Below are 13,825 nucleotides of genomic sequence, written 5' to 3'. Positions count from 1 at the left end.
ATCGCCGAGCTTCTCATAGACGGGTAGCTCATGATTCTCTCGAATGTTGAGCGCCTCGTCGAGTTGACCACGGGCTTGCAGGATGTCGGCAAAAGCCCCCAATGTGAAGGCGGTCTCCTTTAGCAGTGCGTCAGAAAGCGTGGTTTTGTCGACAGGTAGCAGTTGCACTGCCCGTTCGATGTTCCGCAACGCATCATCGCCATTGCCAAGGCGTTGTTCCGCACGGGTCAGCGTGGTCAGAATCCTGAAGTCTTCGCCCAGTGTGAGTATCTGCTGGCACAGGCGTTGGGCTTCGCGGTAGCGGTCAGCCCAATACATTGAGGCAGCTAGTGGGTATCCCGCTTCCACGGCTAGTGCCTGTTCCTGCCCCAGCACAGCCAGTCGCACAATTTCCAGTGTCATGGCTTCGCTTCTGCCCTCTTGGCTACTGTCAAACAGATGGCGGCAGGCACGGGCGGCGAGTGACTGGCGTTCGTTGCTGCTGAGTTCGTCGCCCAGCACGTTGTCGAGCAAGTTGGAGACGAAATAGTGTTTGCCAGCAACCATTGGGTTGATTTCCACCAGCCCGACAGCAGCCGCAACCTGCAAGTGCTGCGCGGTGTGCACATCCTGGCTGAGGGCTGCGATAGCTGCCAGCGGTACGGGCAGGCGGTAGAGTGCGGCACACGCCAGCGCCCGCCGTACTACCGGTGGCTGGGCTTCCACCAGTGCGCTGATCAGCACCTCTTCGCGGAAGCGGGTTTCTTCCGCTGCCAGCCGTTCCAGCAAGGCTGCGACTGGCTGCTGACGGTCTTGCAGCACCTTGTCCAGCCATTCCAGCAGGCGTGGGTTGCCTGCTGCCAGTTCTACTGCCTGTGTGCGCAGCGCATTGTCCTGATCGCGGTCGCCCGCGCTTTCCACCCGCTGTAAACCGGGCAGTTGCGCCAACTTTTTCTTCAGGTCGGCGTCATGCAGGGTTTGCGGGTTTTCGGCGTGGAGCTTGCACGGCTGCGGAACCGGCACGTCGAAGCGGCTGGTGACAATCACCCGCGTATCACTCTGGCTGTGGTGGATGGCGTGCAACACGGTGTGCAGCACGTACAGGCTTGCCGGGCTGTAATCCGCATGAGCTTGCTGGCGTTGTGCCAGCGGGATGTTTTGCTCGAAATCGTCAAACACCAGCAGCAGCGGTTGCTCGCTGTAGGGGTTGTCTTCCGGCTCGAACAGCTCGCGCAAGCGTTGTTCCAGCGTTTGGGAAGCATCGTTCAGCAGGCTTTGTGCCTTGGGCAATACCTTGCCGATGGCTGCCACCAGCGCGGTTTCATCCAGCCCGCCGTAACACACCACCGCCGTATAGCTGTTGCGCAAACGGTCAACCAGCCGCGCCGCCGTGCTGCTTTTGCCCAAACCGCCCATGCCGTGCAGCAAGATGCCTTCCGCATACGCCGCGTCCCCCTGCCACGCCCGCAGACTGCGCAAACTGCGTTGCAGCAAACGCCGCCGCCCGATGAAGCGTTCCCGCGCACACACCGGCACGCGCCCGCCTGCATCCAGAAACTGTTGCGGGGTGTGGTGCTTGCGCACCCGGATGCGCCCTTTGCCCACCAGGGCTTCCAGCGGGGAGGCATCCACATGGCAGCGTAGCAAATGCCAATAGGGGGAATGCTGCTCCAGCAACTGCTGGCGGGCATACGCCACTGCTTCGGCAATGCTGTCGCCATTCGCCAGTTTCTCATATAAGGCTGCGGCGGCTTGTGAGGCAGCCACATCGCCCACCGGCAATGCCCAGCCCAACACCACTGGCACACCGGCATTTACCACTTGCTCACTGAACGACAGCAGATTGTGCTGCACGCTGGATTCGCCGGTGCGGCAACCGGAAAGGAACGCAATACGCGGGAAACGCCCCGCCTTGACGAACGTTTTTGCCAATTCCTGCGGGGTGGCGGGGGCGGGTTGCCCAACCTCATCTTCCAGCAAAAACACCGGCTGACCCTCATGTATACCGGCATGACCACTGAGGTGGATCACATCCGGCGCATCCGCCAGATCACGCAAGCGTTCCTCCAGCCCCGGTAGCGAACCGCTTTCTTCCACCTGCAAATCCAGCGGCTTGTGCTGGGTGGCTTGCAGGATACCGGCTTCTTCCGCCTCGAAATCCAGCACGGGTTGCACATCCTCCGGGGAGCTTGCCATGAACAGCACCCCAAGCTGGCGCTTTTGCGGCTGCCAGTCATGCTTGCGTTCCGACACCAGCCGCAACGGGGTAAACAGGTGTAGCGGGTCAGCACACAAAAACTGGTTGCCATCATGCAGCAATTCCCACGGCAAATGCCGCAAGCCTGCTTCCCGCACATCAATCCCCAGTGCCAGCGGCTGCGGTATCTGGCGGATGCGTCGCAACCAGCCATGGCTGTGCGTATCTACCCACGCAAACAACGCCTGCCCACGCAGTGCCAGATCAGCCGCATTGACCCGGTAATCTTCGCTTGTGAGCGTGAGCAACGCATCCATTTCTGCTTGCTCAACCAGCGGAAATGTCTGCCGGGTTTGCCCGTCAAACACCCGCAACTCAAAGCGCGAGTCATCCTTGCGGAATAATTCCAGTGTGTACTGCTGCATGAAACTCTCTCCGATTACGTCTCGCTCCCCCTCTACCGCTGGGCGGGAGAGGGGGCTGGGGGGTGAGGGTCTTCAAACCTCTTTCAACACCGATTTAGACGTCTGACGCAGCAGAAGCGGCATCGTCGCCGCGAAGTGTGATGCTTGCCATGTATTGCCCCATAAGAACAAGAAATGAAGTGTTCAAGAGTTTAGCACGACACAAAAAAACCATGTGTAATTCAGGTCACAATGTGATGGGAGAGACGAGGCGGGTATTGAGTGACCTATGGTCTATTCCCCCACCCGCAGCAAGATGGTGCGGATCACTTCCGGGGATATGCGGAAATCTGAACGGTGCAGCACGTCAAACACCCGGCGGGCAGAAGGGATAAGCCCGCTGGTTTTCGCCCGGCCAATAATGGCGGCAGTGCCAGTAACTGGCAGCCCGTGTTCGATGGCAACAGCCCGACCGGCGCGTTCATCCATGATCAGCAAGGCAGGGGCGGGATGGTGCAAGGCGATGCTGATGCAGGCGCTTTCACCTTCATCCAGATCAATGTCAGTCAGGGCTGGGAAGGGCTGACCCCAGATTTTCAGCCAGCCCGCATCCAGTGCGGCCTGAATATCGGCTTCCCCGCGCGAATGTTTGCCTGACAGCACTTCGCGGCAGACCTGTTCTGGTATCCAGACCTCGCCGAATAATGCAGGCAGCCATTCCAGACCATTGACGATACTCAGCCCGATCAGGGGGCTGGCATCGGCGATTACGAGGCGAGCCATTGATCCAGGGTATCCATATCCTGTTGGACTTCTGCTGCGGTTTGGTTGATGACAGGTATACCCAGACGGGATACATGGGCGATGAAGTTTGCCAGTGTCATGTGTGCGAGTTGGGCGGAACGCGCCAAAGACAATGCGCCTCCCTTGAACAGGGAAGTAGCCAACGCGGTGCGGACACCGGGCATATCCAGCGTGTCGGTCTGGTTGATACCAACCATCAGGGCGTCTGGCTTGTCCCGGTTCATGACCAACACCATGTCTTCGCGGGCAAAGCGTAAGGCTTCGCTGGGGTTGTTTTTCAGACTGCTGACGTTGACGGCTTTCATACCTATATTTCCTAGGATGATTGGATAGGAAGATTGTAAGGGAAGGAGGGCGTTATGTGAAAGAAAATCCCCAAGATACCCACATTGTTACCGTAACGGCGTTTGCAGCAAGGTATGCAAGCATTCCGCAATCGGTGCAAACCCGGCGTAACGTCGACTTCAGCCATGTGTTTGCACCTTCAGGTCGTCGAGGGTAGGCAAGCCCACATCTTTGCTCGTCAGGGTTTTGCCCAGCACCATCAACACCCGCTCTACCTTGCGGATGCCGATGTCGTTGTAAGCGTTGCGTTCCAGTGCGCCGATGGTAGTGCGGTCGAGGTGACACAGGTCAGCTAGGTATTGCTGGCTCCAGCCTCGGGTTTTGCGGGCAGTGCGGATAGTTTCGCTTATAGATTCCAGCATGATGGATATAGTCATCAAAAAAGGGATATTGGCTAGTATTGATGAATATAAACATCATTTCAAGTATTGCACCCCTTGCACCAAATCTGCATTCACCTCCACCACTTTTCCACACTACACTCACTGATTCTCCATCATGATTTTTTATGCTTGAGGCAAACCACACCAGACCCAAGGAGCCACCATGCATAACCAGCGTTTCTACCTCAAACTTGCCCTGATTGCTTTCCTGATCCTGTTTTTGCTGATCCCGCAAGCCTTTATGCTGGGGCTGGTGGGGGAGCGGGAAAGCTGGCGCTACCAGGCTTACCAGAGCATCGAACAAAGCTGGCCGGGAATGCAGACCCTCGCCGGGCCATTGCTGACGATTCCTTACCAACTGACCTACAACAGCAAGGAAACCGTCAAGGACAAGGACGGCAAGGAACGTGAAATCCTGCGCGAAGTGACTGAGAACAGGACGCTACAACTGATTCCAGCACAACTCGACATCCAGAGCCAACTGGAAAGCTCGCTGCGTTACCGGGGTATTTATGATGTGCCAGTGTACGCCAGTGGTTTGCAGGTCAAGGGTGAATTCAACACCCAGCCGCTGCTGGACTTGCTGGCGGAACTGAAGGGGCAGCAAATCCGCTGGGAAACTCCGCAACTGTCGGTGCTGGTACGTGACCAGCGCGGTATTGCCAGCCCGCCCAGCCTGCAATGGAACGGCAGCAACATCGCCTTCAAACCCGGCAGCAACCTGCCCGGTACGGCTGCCGGGATGCACGCCAGACTGCCCAATATTGACTTAACCCAAGCCAGCCGCCTACCGTTTGCCTTCAAGCTGGAATTGCGCGGAATGCGCTCGATGAATTTTGCCCTGCTGGCAGAAAACAGTGCGGTGCAATTGGCGGCCAACTGGCCTCACCCCAGTTTCAGCGGTGAACTATTGCCTGAAACCCGCGAAGTGAATGACGCCGGTTTCAACGCACAATGGCGGGCATCCTCGTTTTCCTACAACGTCAGCGGGGCGCTGGCGCAATGCGGCAAGGGCGATTGCAGCGGCTTGCTGGAACGGGCGGTCGGTTTCGAGCTGATCCAGCCGGTGGATGTGTACCAGCAAGCGGAACGCAGCGTGAAATACGCCGTGCTGTTCATCGTGCTGACGTTTGTGGTGCTGATCCTGTTTGAACTGCTGAAAAAACTGCGGGTGCATCCGGTGCAATACACCCTGGTCGGGTTTGCGCTGCTGGTATTTTACCTGCTGCTGATTTCACTGTCGGAACACATCGCTTTTCTGGCGGCGTATGCGCTGGCAGCATCAGCGAGTACCGGGCTGCTGACCTTGTATTTCGGTGCAATCCTGCACAGCCGCAAGCTGGGGCTGATGCTGGGGGCTGGTCTGGCGGGGCTGTATGCCTTGCTGTACGTGATTTTGCAAGCCGAGGAAAACGCCTTGCTGATGGGCAGCGTGCTGATTTTTGCCGTGCTGGCGGTGCTGATGCTGGCAACCCGTCACTTCGACTGGTATGCCCTGACCGCAGCGCAGCCCGTCAGCCGCCCTGTTTTGCCTGACGCGCCAGAAAGCGGTCAAGCTGGTTTGCAAACGCCTGCCGGTCAGCCTGACTGAGGGCAGGTGGCCCACCAGTCATGACGCCGCTGTTGCGCATTTCCTCCATCACATTGCGGATGCGCAAGCGCTCACGGATATTCTCGGGCGTATAAAACTGGCCACGCGGGTTGAGTGCGTGGCCTTGTTTCGCAATCACCTCTGCTGCCAGCGGAATGTCGGCGGTAATCACCAGATCACCTGCCTGCAATGCCTGCACAATATGATTATCCGCCACGTCGAAACCCGCCTGCACCTGGATGCTTTTCACATACAGGGATGGCGGAGTACGCAAGGGCTGGTTGGCTACCAGCGTGGTGCGGATTTTCATGCGTTCGGCAGCGCGGAACAGGATTTCCTTGATCACGTTGGGGCAGGCGTCGGCATCGACCCAGATTTGCATGGTGGTTCTCCGTAGTGCTGTGTTTACCGGGTACTGATGCTGATTACCAGCAGGCGCATCCCGGCAAGAGCTTACGCCTCTTTGTTAATCCTTTTGATAAATAAATTCTATTGATACAAATAATTTTTTTTATTGCTTACTTGATCTATCTCAAGCACTATCGGGCTACACTGTATTTCAGTAATTCATTATTTAGTTACCTACTGATATGACTACCCAGACAAACCAGGCTACCGAGATCAAAAGCACCACATGCTACATGTGTGCCTGCCGCTGTGGCATCAATGTCCACCTCAAGAATGGCGAGGTGAAATACATTGAGGGCAACCCTGACCATCCGCTCAACAAGGGCGTGATTTGTGCCAAGGGTTCTTCCGGCATCATGAAACAGTATTCCCCCGCCCGCCTGACCCAGCCGCTCAAGCGCAAAGCCAATGCCACCCGTGGCGAAGGCAAGTTTGAGCCGATTACCTGGGATGAGGCGTTTGACACGCTGGCAACCCGCCTCAAACACATCCGCGAGACTGACCCGAAGAAATTCGGGCTGTTTACCGGGCGTGACCAGATGCAGGCATTGACCGGCCTGTTTGCCAAGCAGTTCGGCACACCCAACTACGCAGCACATGGCGGTTTCTGCTCCGTGAACATGGCAGCAGGGATGATCTACACCATCGGTGGTTCCTTTTGGGAATTCGGTGGGCCGGATCTGCATCACGCAAAATTGTTCGTCATGATCGGCACGGCGGAAGATCACCATTCCAACCCGCTAAAAATCGAACTGGGCGAATTCAAGCGCAACGGTGGGCGCATGATTGCCATCAACCCAGTACGTACCGGTTACGCTGCGGTGGCTGATGAGTGGATTCCGATCCGCCCCGGTACGGATGGCGCCTTGCTGCTGGCAATTACCCGCGAAATCATCGAGCAGGGCTTGTACGACCGTGATTTCGTGGTGAATTACACCAACGGCCCGGAACTGGTCAATATGGATCCGAAAAGCCGTGAATACGGCATGTTCCTGCGTTTTGAAGTGCCGCTGGAAGAAGGCTGTTTCGACCCACAAAACAAGCTGTGGTGGGATCGGGAGCTGAACAAGCCGATTTCCACCCATACCCCCGGTGCTGACCCCTTCCTGACTGGCGAATTCAAGCTGAAAGATGGCACGCCCGTGAAACCATCCTTCCAGTTACTGCGTGAGCGGGTGGAAAGTTATACCGCTGAATGGGCAGAAGGCATTACCGGCATCCCGGCAGCGACCATCAAGCGCTTGGCGCACGAAATGGGCATTACTGCACGTGACCAGAAAATCGAATTGCCGATTGCCTGGACAGACGTTTGGGGCAATGAACACGAACATGTGGTGGGCAACCCGGTGGCGTTCCATGCCATGCGTGGTCTGGCGGCGCACTCCAATGGCTTCCAGAGCATCCGGGCGCTCAGCATCCTGATGTCGCTGCTGGGAACGATTGACCGCCCCGGTGGTTTCCGCCACAAAGCACCGTATCCGCGCCCGATTCCGCCTTGCCCGAAAACACCGAACAAGCCGGAAGATGTCAAACCCAATACCCCGCTGGAAGGTGTGCCACTCGGCTGGCCTGCTGACCCGGATGATTTGTTCGTGGATGACAAGGGTGAACCAGTACGGATTGACAAAGGTTTCTCGTGGGAATACCCGCTGTCCGTCCACGGTCTGATGCACAACGTGATTACCAATGCTTGGCGCGGCGACCCGTACAAACTCGACACCTTGCTGATTTTCATGGCGAACATGGCATGGAACTCGTCGATGAACACCTCCGACGTGCGCGACATGCTCAAGGATAAGGATGAAAACGGCGAGTACAAAATCCCGTTCCTAGTGGTGTGCGATGCCTTCCACTCGGAAATGACTGCATTTGCTGACCTGATCCTGCCGGATACCACCTATCTGGAACGTTACGATGTCATGTCAATGCTGGATCGCCCGATTTCCGAATACGACGGCCCGGTGGATTCGGTGCGAATTCCGATTTTGCCAGTAACAGGCGACTGCAAACCGTTTCAGGAAGTGCTGATTGAACTGGGTTCGCGCCTGAAGTTCCCCGCTTTCACCGATAAGGATGGCAAGCGCAAATACCGTGACTACCCCGATTTCATCGTCAACTTTGAAACCGCCCCCGGCTCTGGCATTGGCTTCCTCAGTGGTTGGCGTGGTCAGAATGGGCAAAAAACCATGCGCGGCGAGCCCAACCCTAACCAATGGGAGCAGTACGCCAAAAACAACTGTATGCACCACCATGTGATGCCGAAGTCGTATCAGTACATGCGCAACTGGAACGCAGGTTATTTGCAGTGGGCGCAGTCCAACGGTCTGACCCGCCACGCCGAGCCGATCAATATCCACCTGTATTCCGAAGTACTGCACAAATTCCGGCGTGCTGCCCAAGGCATTTCGCACGGCAAGCAACCGCCGGAGCGCTTGCGCAAACGGGTGGAACGTTTCTTTGATGCGCTGCCGTTCTATTACGAGCCGCTCGAAAACGAGATGATCAACAAGCAGGAATTCCCCCTGAGTGCGCTGACCCAGCGCCCGATGGCGATGTACCACTCGTGGGATTCGCAGAATGCGTGGTTACGGCAGATTCACGCCCACAATTACCTGCACATGCACCCCAGCGTTGGGGCGAAAAACGGCTTTGATGACGGTGACTGGGTGTGGGTGGAATCGGTACACGGGCGGGTACGCTGCCAGGCACGTTTCTCCCAGTCGGTTGAACCCAACACGGTGTGGACCTGGAATGCGATTGGCAAAGCCTCCGGCGCGTGGGCACTGGAAAAAGATGCCAACGAATGCCAGCGCGGTTTCCTGCTCAACCACATCATCGGTGAAGAACTGCCGAACCAGCCGGAAGGCCAGCACTATTCCAATTCCGACCCGCTCACCGGGCAGGCGGCGTGGTTTGACGTGCGGGTGAAAGTCTACCGCGCCAGCGACAAGGAACAGGGTTCCACCTTCCCGCAGTTCCCGACCCAACCGCGCTACCCCGGTATGGCAAAACCTGTTGGCAAATGGCAAACCTTCATCGGCGGCTCCGGCTTGTTCAAGAATCGGTTCAAGGGGAAATGACATGACCCAGTTAGCGTTAGTGATTGACCTGAACGTGTGCGTGGGTTGTAGCGCCTGCGTCACTTCCTGTAAGGAATGGAACACCTCCGGCGAAGGCGGTGGCGGTATGGTGGACATGAACCCGTATGGCAAAGACCCAACGGGGACATTCTTTAACCGCGTGCAAACCTTTGAAGTGGGCGAATACCCCAAGACCGAGACAGTGCATTTCCCCAAAAGCTGTCTGCACTGCGAAGACCCGCCCTGCGTGCCGGTGTGCCCGACGGGGGCAAGCTACAAGCGCAAGGAAGACGGCATTGTGCTGGTCGATTACGACAAGTGCATCGGCTGCAAGTATTGCTCGTGGGCCTGCCCTTACGGTGCGCGGGAACTGGATGCCAAGCAAAAAGTCATGAAGAAATGCACGCTGTGCGTTGATCGCATCTATGACACCAGTTTGCCAGAAGAACGTCGCAAACCAGCATGTGTGCTGGCTTGCCCGACCAGTGCACGCTTGTTTGGCGATGTGCATGACCCGGATTCGGCAGTGTCGGTGGCGATTGCGGAACGCGGTGGCTACCAGTTGCAGCCGGAATGGGGGACACGCCCTGCCAACCATTACCTGCCACGCCGCAAGAACCATGCGAACGTGGACAAGGAAGCCCTGCACCGTATCGACAACCCGTTGAAGAAAGAAGAACAGCGCCCTGCGGTCAGTTCCGAACTGCCGTCGCTGGATGACTTCTTGTTCTAAGGAGATGATTGCTTATGAATCCGGCATTTTCGGTTATTTTTCTGACCACGCTGATTGGCGCAGGTCAGGGGTTGTTTCTGGCGCTGTACACCAGCGAGGTTTACAACAGCTTTGGCATCGTCGGCGGCACTAGCCCCAGTCACATGTATGCGACCGGTATTCTGGTCGTTATGTTATTGATGGGGCTGGGCTTGTTTGCCTCCTTCTTCCATCTGGGCAGGCCAGAACGCGCCTGGCGGGCAGCCACCATGTGGCGCACGTCTTGGCTAGCGCGTGAAGTTATCGTCTTGCCCGCTTTTACCGGAGCGGCGCTTGTCTGGGGTACGTTGCATTACTTCGGGTTTGACCCGGTGCTGGTGACGAATAGCGCCGGAACAGAATTCAAACTGTCTCTGGTAGTGGGGTTTGTTGCAGCACTACTGGCATTCCTGTTGTACCTGTGTACCGGAATGATTTACGCAGCGGTGAAATTCATTCAGGAATGGGCCACACCGCTGACAGTGATCAATTACACCCTGTTGGGGCTGTCGTCTGGCTTTATGCTGGCAGCCACTCTCGGCGGCTGGTACAACAGCAGCATCACCAATACCTATGTGCTATGGGCGCTGGTCTTTACCTTACTAGGGTTTGCATCGCGCATGATTGCCTTGCGCCGCAATGCTCGCATCAAGCGCAAGACCACCATCTGTACGGCATTGGGGGTGCGCCACCAGAAAATCCGCCAGATTTCACAAGGGGCAATGGGTGGCTCATTTAATACCCGCGAGTTTTTCCATCATCAAAGCCCGCAGTTTGTCCATGCGGTGAAAGTGTTCTTCCTGATCATGACGTTTATCGTGCCGGTGACACTGGTAGTGATTGGCTGGAACAACACGCTGTTTAGCCTGTTGGCGGCGGCAGCCGTAGTGCAGTATGTGGGCTTGTTGGCGGAACGCTGGTTCTTCTTCGCACAAGCTAATCATCCGCAGAATTTGTATTATCAGGCAACCTAACAAGCCTTACCCCATAAAACACTGCCCGCATTGGCGGGCAGGTTATTTTTTCGTTGGACAGGTGGGTCTTATCAGATTTGTTTTTATGTAGATGGGTCTGGCTCACAGTAAACGGGAAATTTCAGGTGGCAAATCACTGCGCCCGGCAGTACGCCCCATGCAACGCCCCGTATAACAAGCGGCAACGACGAGAATGGCGAATATCACTACACCTAGAATACTCATGCTGCACCTCCTTAAGGCCCAAAGAGTAACGTTTCATTGTGGTGGCAAAACAACAGTGTTGCAATAACAACTCATTGAAGTTTAAAGGAAATCCACCGCAACGCAGTCAGTATAGTACACTCTTGCAGATTATTTCTTAAACAATATTTTTTTTATGGAGTTACGGGTTTGCCCGAGGACTCGCAAGATGTCCCACGTGTAGAACGGCTGCTTTGCGGTGTTCTCTCCGTCGTACAACCGATTAACTTGCGGCATGACGTAACTTGCAGCCGCAACTTTTGGTACGTTTGGTTTTTGCCTTGCTTTTTACTTTTTTGACTTTTTTATATTTGGTTTTTCTGACCTTGGATGCATCATTGTAGGACTTGAGTTTATTCAGGTCACAAAGTCCAGATGCCGGTTCATGATAAACCGGATCATTGTCATAAACATAGTCGGACAGTGAATACATGGCGTTTTTGTCAGAAACCCCATCATCTGTTGCATACGTATAATACGCATTTTCATCATGAACTGAGTAATCGGTATTATTATTTGCGTACTGATAGCCATAAGCCCTATCGCCATTATCCTGACTGGAATAAGATTGAGCATTATCATTCTTGTAATAGGTAGTTTCATTATAAGCAGAGCGGGTTGTGGTTGTGCAACCGCTTAAGGTAATCATCAGCAGCAAACCAAAAAGGAATAATGCAAAACGTTTCATAGTATAGCCCTCGTCAATCATAGTTTTTGTTTTATGGGTACACCACTGAAAAAGTGCAGCCCCTGTGTCAGGCAAGGTTAGGCGATAAACTGCGAAGCAGGCAAGTTTGTTAAGTGGCAAAAGCGAAAGTTGAGTGATAATAAAAAGGCCCTTTTATCCAAAGGGCCAATAGGTTTGCCCATAATTGACCAAATACGGGACGAAAGTTACTTATCCCAAGCGCACAGGATGACATCACGGTTGACCCAACATGCGCCATCCCCACGCAACTCACCCAATGGTGCTTGGGCATGAGTGCTGGTAGGGTCGTCATTCCAAAACGCATCAGCAGTATTCCTGCCGTTCTTGCTGAGATATACCGTATGCGGTTTACCAAACAAGCGGAACGAACCATCTGCATCAACCTCGTAACCACAACTGCCAGACAAGTATGTTTTGCCATTCACAATCAGCGAACATAGTACCTGACGATTACCCGGCAAATCACAAATGCTGGGTTGGTTACGTTGATCGGCATTTGTTAAATTGGCTATAGGGCTGGTGAGGTACGGGTTGTCTGTCACCGGTGAGGCCGCCTGACTGGCAGATGTTGCCGATTGCCCCTGAACAACCTGCCCGGCACGCTGGATACTGTTTACACATTCAAACAACATATCGAACGCGGGCTTGGCATTGAGTGCGAACTGAAAACTTTCCGATTCGATAGTAATGTCGAGTTTCTGCCCATTAACGAAAGTGCCGATACCTGCCGTGTCGTTGATGGCTTTGCTGATCCGGTTCCACACCACACCTTCCGGGTCACGCACACGCTGCATGTTGATTTGTTGGGAAAGACTATCCACCTGATAACTGACGGGAAATGTGCTGCCTTCGCCCGACAGGTCGCCATAACCGATGGTGAACTCTGCCGTAAACTTGTCCGGCTGTGCGGTGAAACGCAGGCGTGTGTTTTCCCTGGCGTAAGTATGGGTCATCTGGCAATACGCAAGACCTGAAGCGAAACGGTCAAACGTGTAGTAATCCACCTTCCAGCCCGCTGTACTGGCGTAATCCCAGCGGTATAGCTTACCTGACGCCTCCGGTGTTGCTTCGGCAGTGCCGGTTTGCGCCAGTAATGCAGTTGCAGTCAGTAATGCCGTAAGCGCAACGGCTTTTAACCGCCTTCCAATATTCTTCACCATAAAACACTCCTTTTGTTATATCTCGAACCGTGCAGGAACAAACCGTTTTTGTGGATCATTAACGGCAAGGCTTCTTGACGCGCTGTTTGACATGTTTGACCTTGTTGTATTTTGACTTAGCTCTGTAGTGAGTTTTACAAGGACATGACTTTGACTTGACCCGCTTGGTTTTCTTGGCTTTGTGGTAATACCGCTTGGCGTTCTTTAACGGGCAGGTTGGCTGGCTAGCGCTGTTATAACGTGCCAACGAATACAATGTGCTTTTATCGTTGCTGTCGATATAATAAGTTGGGCTTGCGTTCTGGTCATTATAATTAGTGTATGCCGAATTATCATAATAATTGGGCGTATTGTATTGGTAATAAGCACCAGTCTGATAATAGCCCCCATCAGCCAGTGCAGGGGATTTCATCAAAAACAGGACAAACAGTGTCATCAGTACAACAGTAATCTTCTTCATGGCCAAACCTCGCTCGTTGGGTTTTTATCTAAAACACTCTGGGGTTCAGACTAGATTAATGCTGTAACAAGGGTCAAGTTTGTTACGGATAAACTTTAAAAGTTAATTATCATCTTGACGAATGGCAGGAAACAAATCAGGGCGGTCTGCAATGTTATTTTCAAACCTTGCCAAAAGTTGACACCGGGACTCACTTAACAAACGGGACAAATGCACCAGACGCTCAATAATTGCATCCATATCCTGAAGCTGCTGCCTGACAGGATCAAGTGGCGACACGGGAATAACTGCCTCAACGGCATTAACTTGATATTTTTGGCTCTTTGGGATTTCCCGT

General features: G+C 54.4%; 14 protein-coding genes. 4 read left to right on the top strand and 10 right to left on the bottom strand.

All coding sequences use genetic code 11. From position 1 onward, the window contains the following. The 4 genes from B2U47_RS15375 to B2U47_RS15360 all read right to left on the bottom strand — a co-directional run. Positions 1–2,601 (bottom strand): CHAT domain-containing protein (locus B2U47_RS15375; RefSeq protein ID WP_296688444.1); only part of this gene is annotated, 2,601 nt, incomplete at its 3' end. A 273-nt stretch (positions 2,602–2,874) separates the two neighbouring features. Next, positions 2,875–3,363, bottom strand: a complete 489-nt coding sequence (locus B2U47_RS15370; protein WP_296675670.1) for a DUF3368 domain-containing protein — start codon at positions 3,361–3,363, stop codon at positions 2,875–2,877. Then, positions 3,348–3,689, bottom strand: coding sequence for a UPF0175 family protein (locus B2U47_RS15365; protein WP_296675667.1), 342 nt, complete (start codon positions 3,687–3,689; stop codon positions 3,348–3,350). Before B2U47_RS15365 ends, B2U47_RS15370 begins: the two co-directional genes overlap by 16 nt. A 159-nt stretch (positions 3,690–3,848) precedes the next feature. Continuing rightward, positions 3,849–4,091: a helix-turn-helix transcriptional regulator gene (locus B2U47_RS15360; protein WP_296675665.1), complete on the bottom strand. Its 243-nt coding sequence runs from the start codon at positions 4,089–4,091 to the stop codon at positions 3,849–3,851. A 184-nt stretch (positions 4,092–4,275) separates the two neighbouring features. Between B2U47_RS15360 and creD the strand changes: the two genes are divergently transcribed. After that, the gene (creD, locus tag B2U47_RS15355) at positions 4,276–5,703 is read left to right on the top strand and encodes a cell envelope integrity protein CreD (RefSeq protein WP_296675661.1); all 1,428 of its coding nucleotides are present in this window, start codon (positions 4,276–4,278) and stop codon (positions 5,701–5,703) included. Here creD and B2U47_RS15350 read toward each other — a convergent pair. Then, positions 5,627–6,085: a YaiI/YqxD family protein gene (locus B2U47_RS15350; protein ID WP_296675659.1), complete on the bottom strand. Its 459-nt coding sequence runs from the start codon at positions 6,083–6,085 to the stop codon at positions 5,627–5,629. The two genes, creD and B2U47_RS15350, sit on opposite strands and share 77 nt — an antisense overlap. A gap of 208 nt (positions 6,086–6,293) precedes the next feature. Between B2U47_RS15350 and B2U47_RS15345 the strand changes: the two genes are divergently transcribed. From B2U47_RS15345 to B2U47_RS15335, 3 genes are read left to right on the top strand one after another with little or no spacing between them, the layout of a single operon-like run. Next, positions 6,294–9,191: a molybdopterin oxidoreductase family protein gene (locus tag B2U47_RS15345; RefSeq protein WP_296675656.1), complete on the top strand. Its 2,898-nt coding sequence runs from the start codon at positions 6,294–6,296 to the stop codon at positions 9,189–9,191. 1 nt (position 9,192) lies between these two features. Continuing rightward, positions 9,193–9,924 (top strand): 4Fe-4S dicluster domain-containing protein, encoded by a 732-nt coding sequence (locus tag B2U47_RS15340; RefSeq protein ID WP_296675653.1) that lies wholly within the window; start codon positions 9,193–9,195, stop codon positions 9,922–9,924. 14 nt (positions 9,925–9,938) lie between these two features. Beyond that, complete coding sequence (locus B2U47_RS15335) at positions 9,939–10,916, top strand: dimethyl sulfoxide reductase anchor subunit family protein (RefSeq protein WP_296675650.1); 978 nt, start codon at positions 9,939–9,941, stop codon at positions 10,914–10,916. A gap of 102 nt (positions 10,917–11,018) precedes the next feature. On the opposite strand, the gene B2U47_RS15330 is transcribed toward B2U47_RS15335, so the two are convergent. From B2U47_RS15330 to B2U47_RS15310, 5 genes are all read right to left on the bottom strand, one after another. Then, complete coding sequence (locus tag B2U47_RS15330; RefSeq protein WP_296675647.1) at positions 11,019–11,141, bottom strand: hypothetical protein; 123 nt, start codon at positions 11,139–11,141, stop codon at positions 11,019–11,021. Positions 11,142–11,382: 241 nt separating this feature from the next. Continuing rightward, the gene (locus B2U47_RS15325) at positions 11,383–11,847 is read right to left on the bottom strand and encodes a hypothetical protein (RefSeq protein ID WP_296675644.1); all 465 of its coding nucleotides are present in this window, start codon (positions 11,845–11,847) and stop codon (positions 11,383–11,385) included. Positions 11,848–12,053: 206 nt separating this feature from the next. Then, a complete protein-coding gene (locus B2U47_RS15320; RefSeq protein WP_296675642.1) occupies positions 12,054–13,028 on the bottom strand; it encodes a hypothetical protein in 975 nt (324 codons plus the stop codon). Between the two features lie 58 nt (positions 13,029–13,086). Next, positions 13,087–13,488, bottom strand: coding sequence for a hypothetical protein (locus B2U47_RS15315; protein ID WP_296675640.1), 402 nt, complete (start codon positions 13,486–13,488; stop codon positions 13,087–13,089). A 102-nt stretch (positions 13,489–13,590) separates the two neighbouring features. Next, positions 13,591–13,825, bottom strand: a 235-nt coding sequence (locus B2U47_RS15310; RefSeq protein WP_296675637.1) for a hypothetical protein, incomplete at its 5' end; no start/stop codon positions are given.

Source organism: Thiothrix sp. UBA5583, from assembly GCA_002425225.1.
In the GTDB taxonomy this organism is placed as follows: domain Bacteria; phylum Pseudomonadota; class Gammaproteobacteria; order Thiotrichales; family Thiotrichaceae; genus Thiothrix; species Thiothrix moscowensis.
Note: the sequence above shows the minus strand (reverse complement) of the source record. Positions and strands in the feature narration are given on the sequence as shown.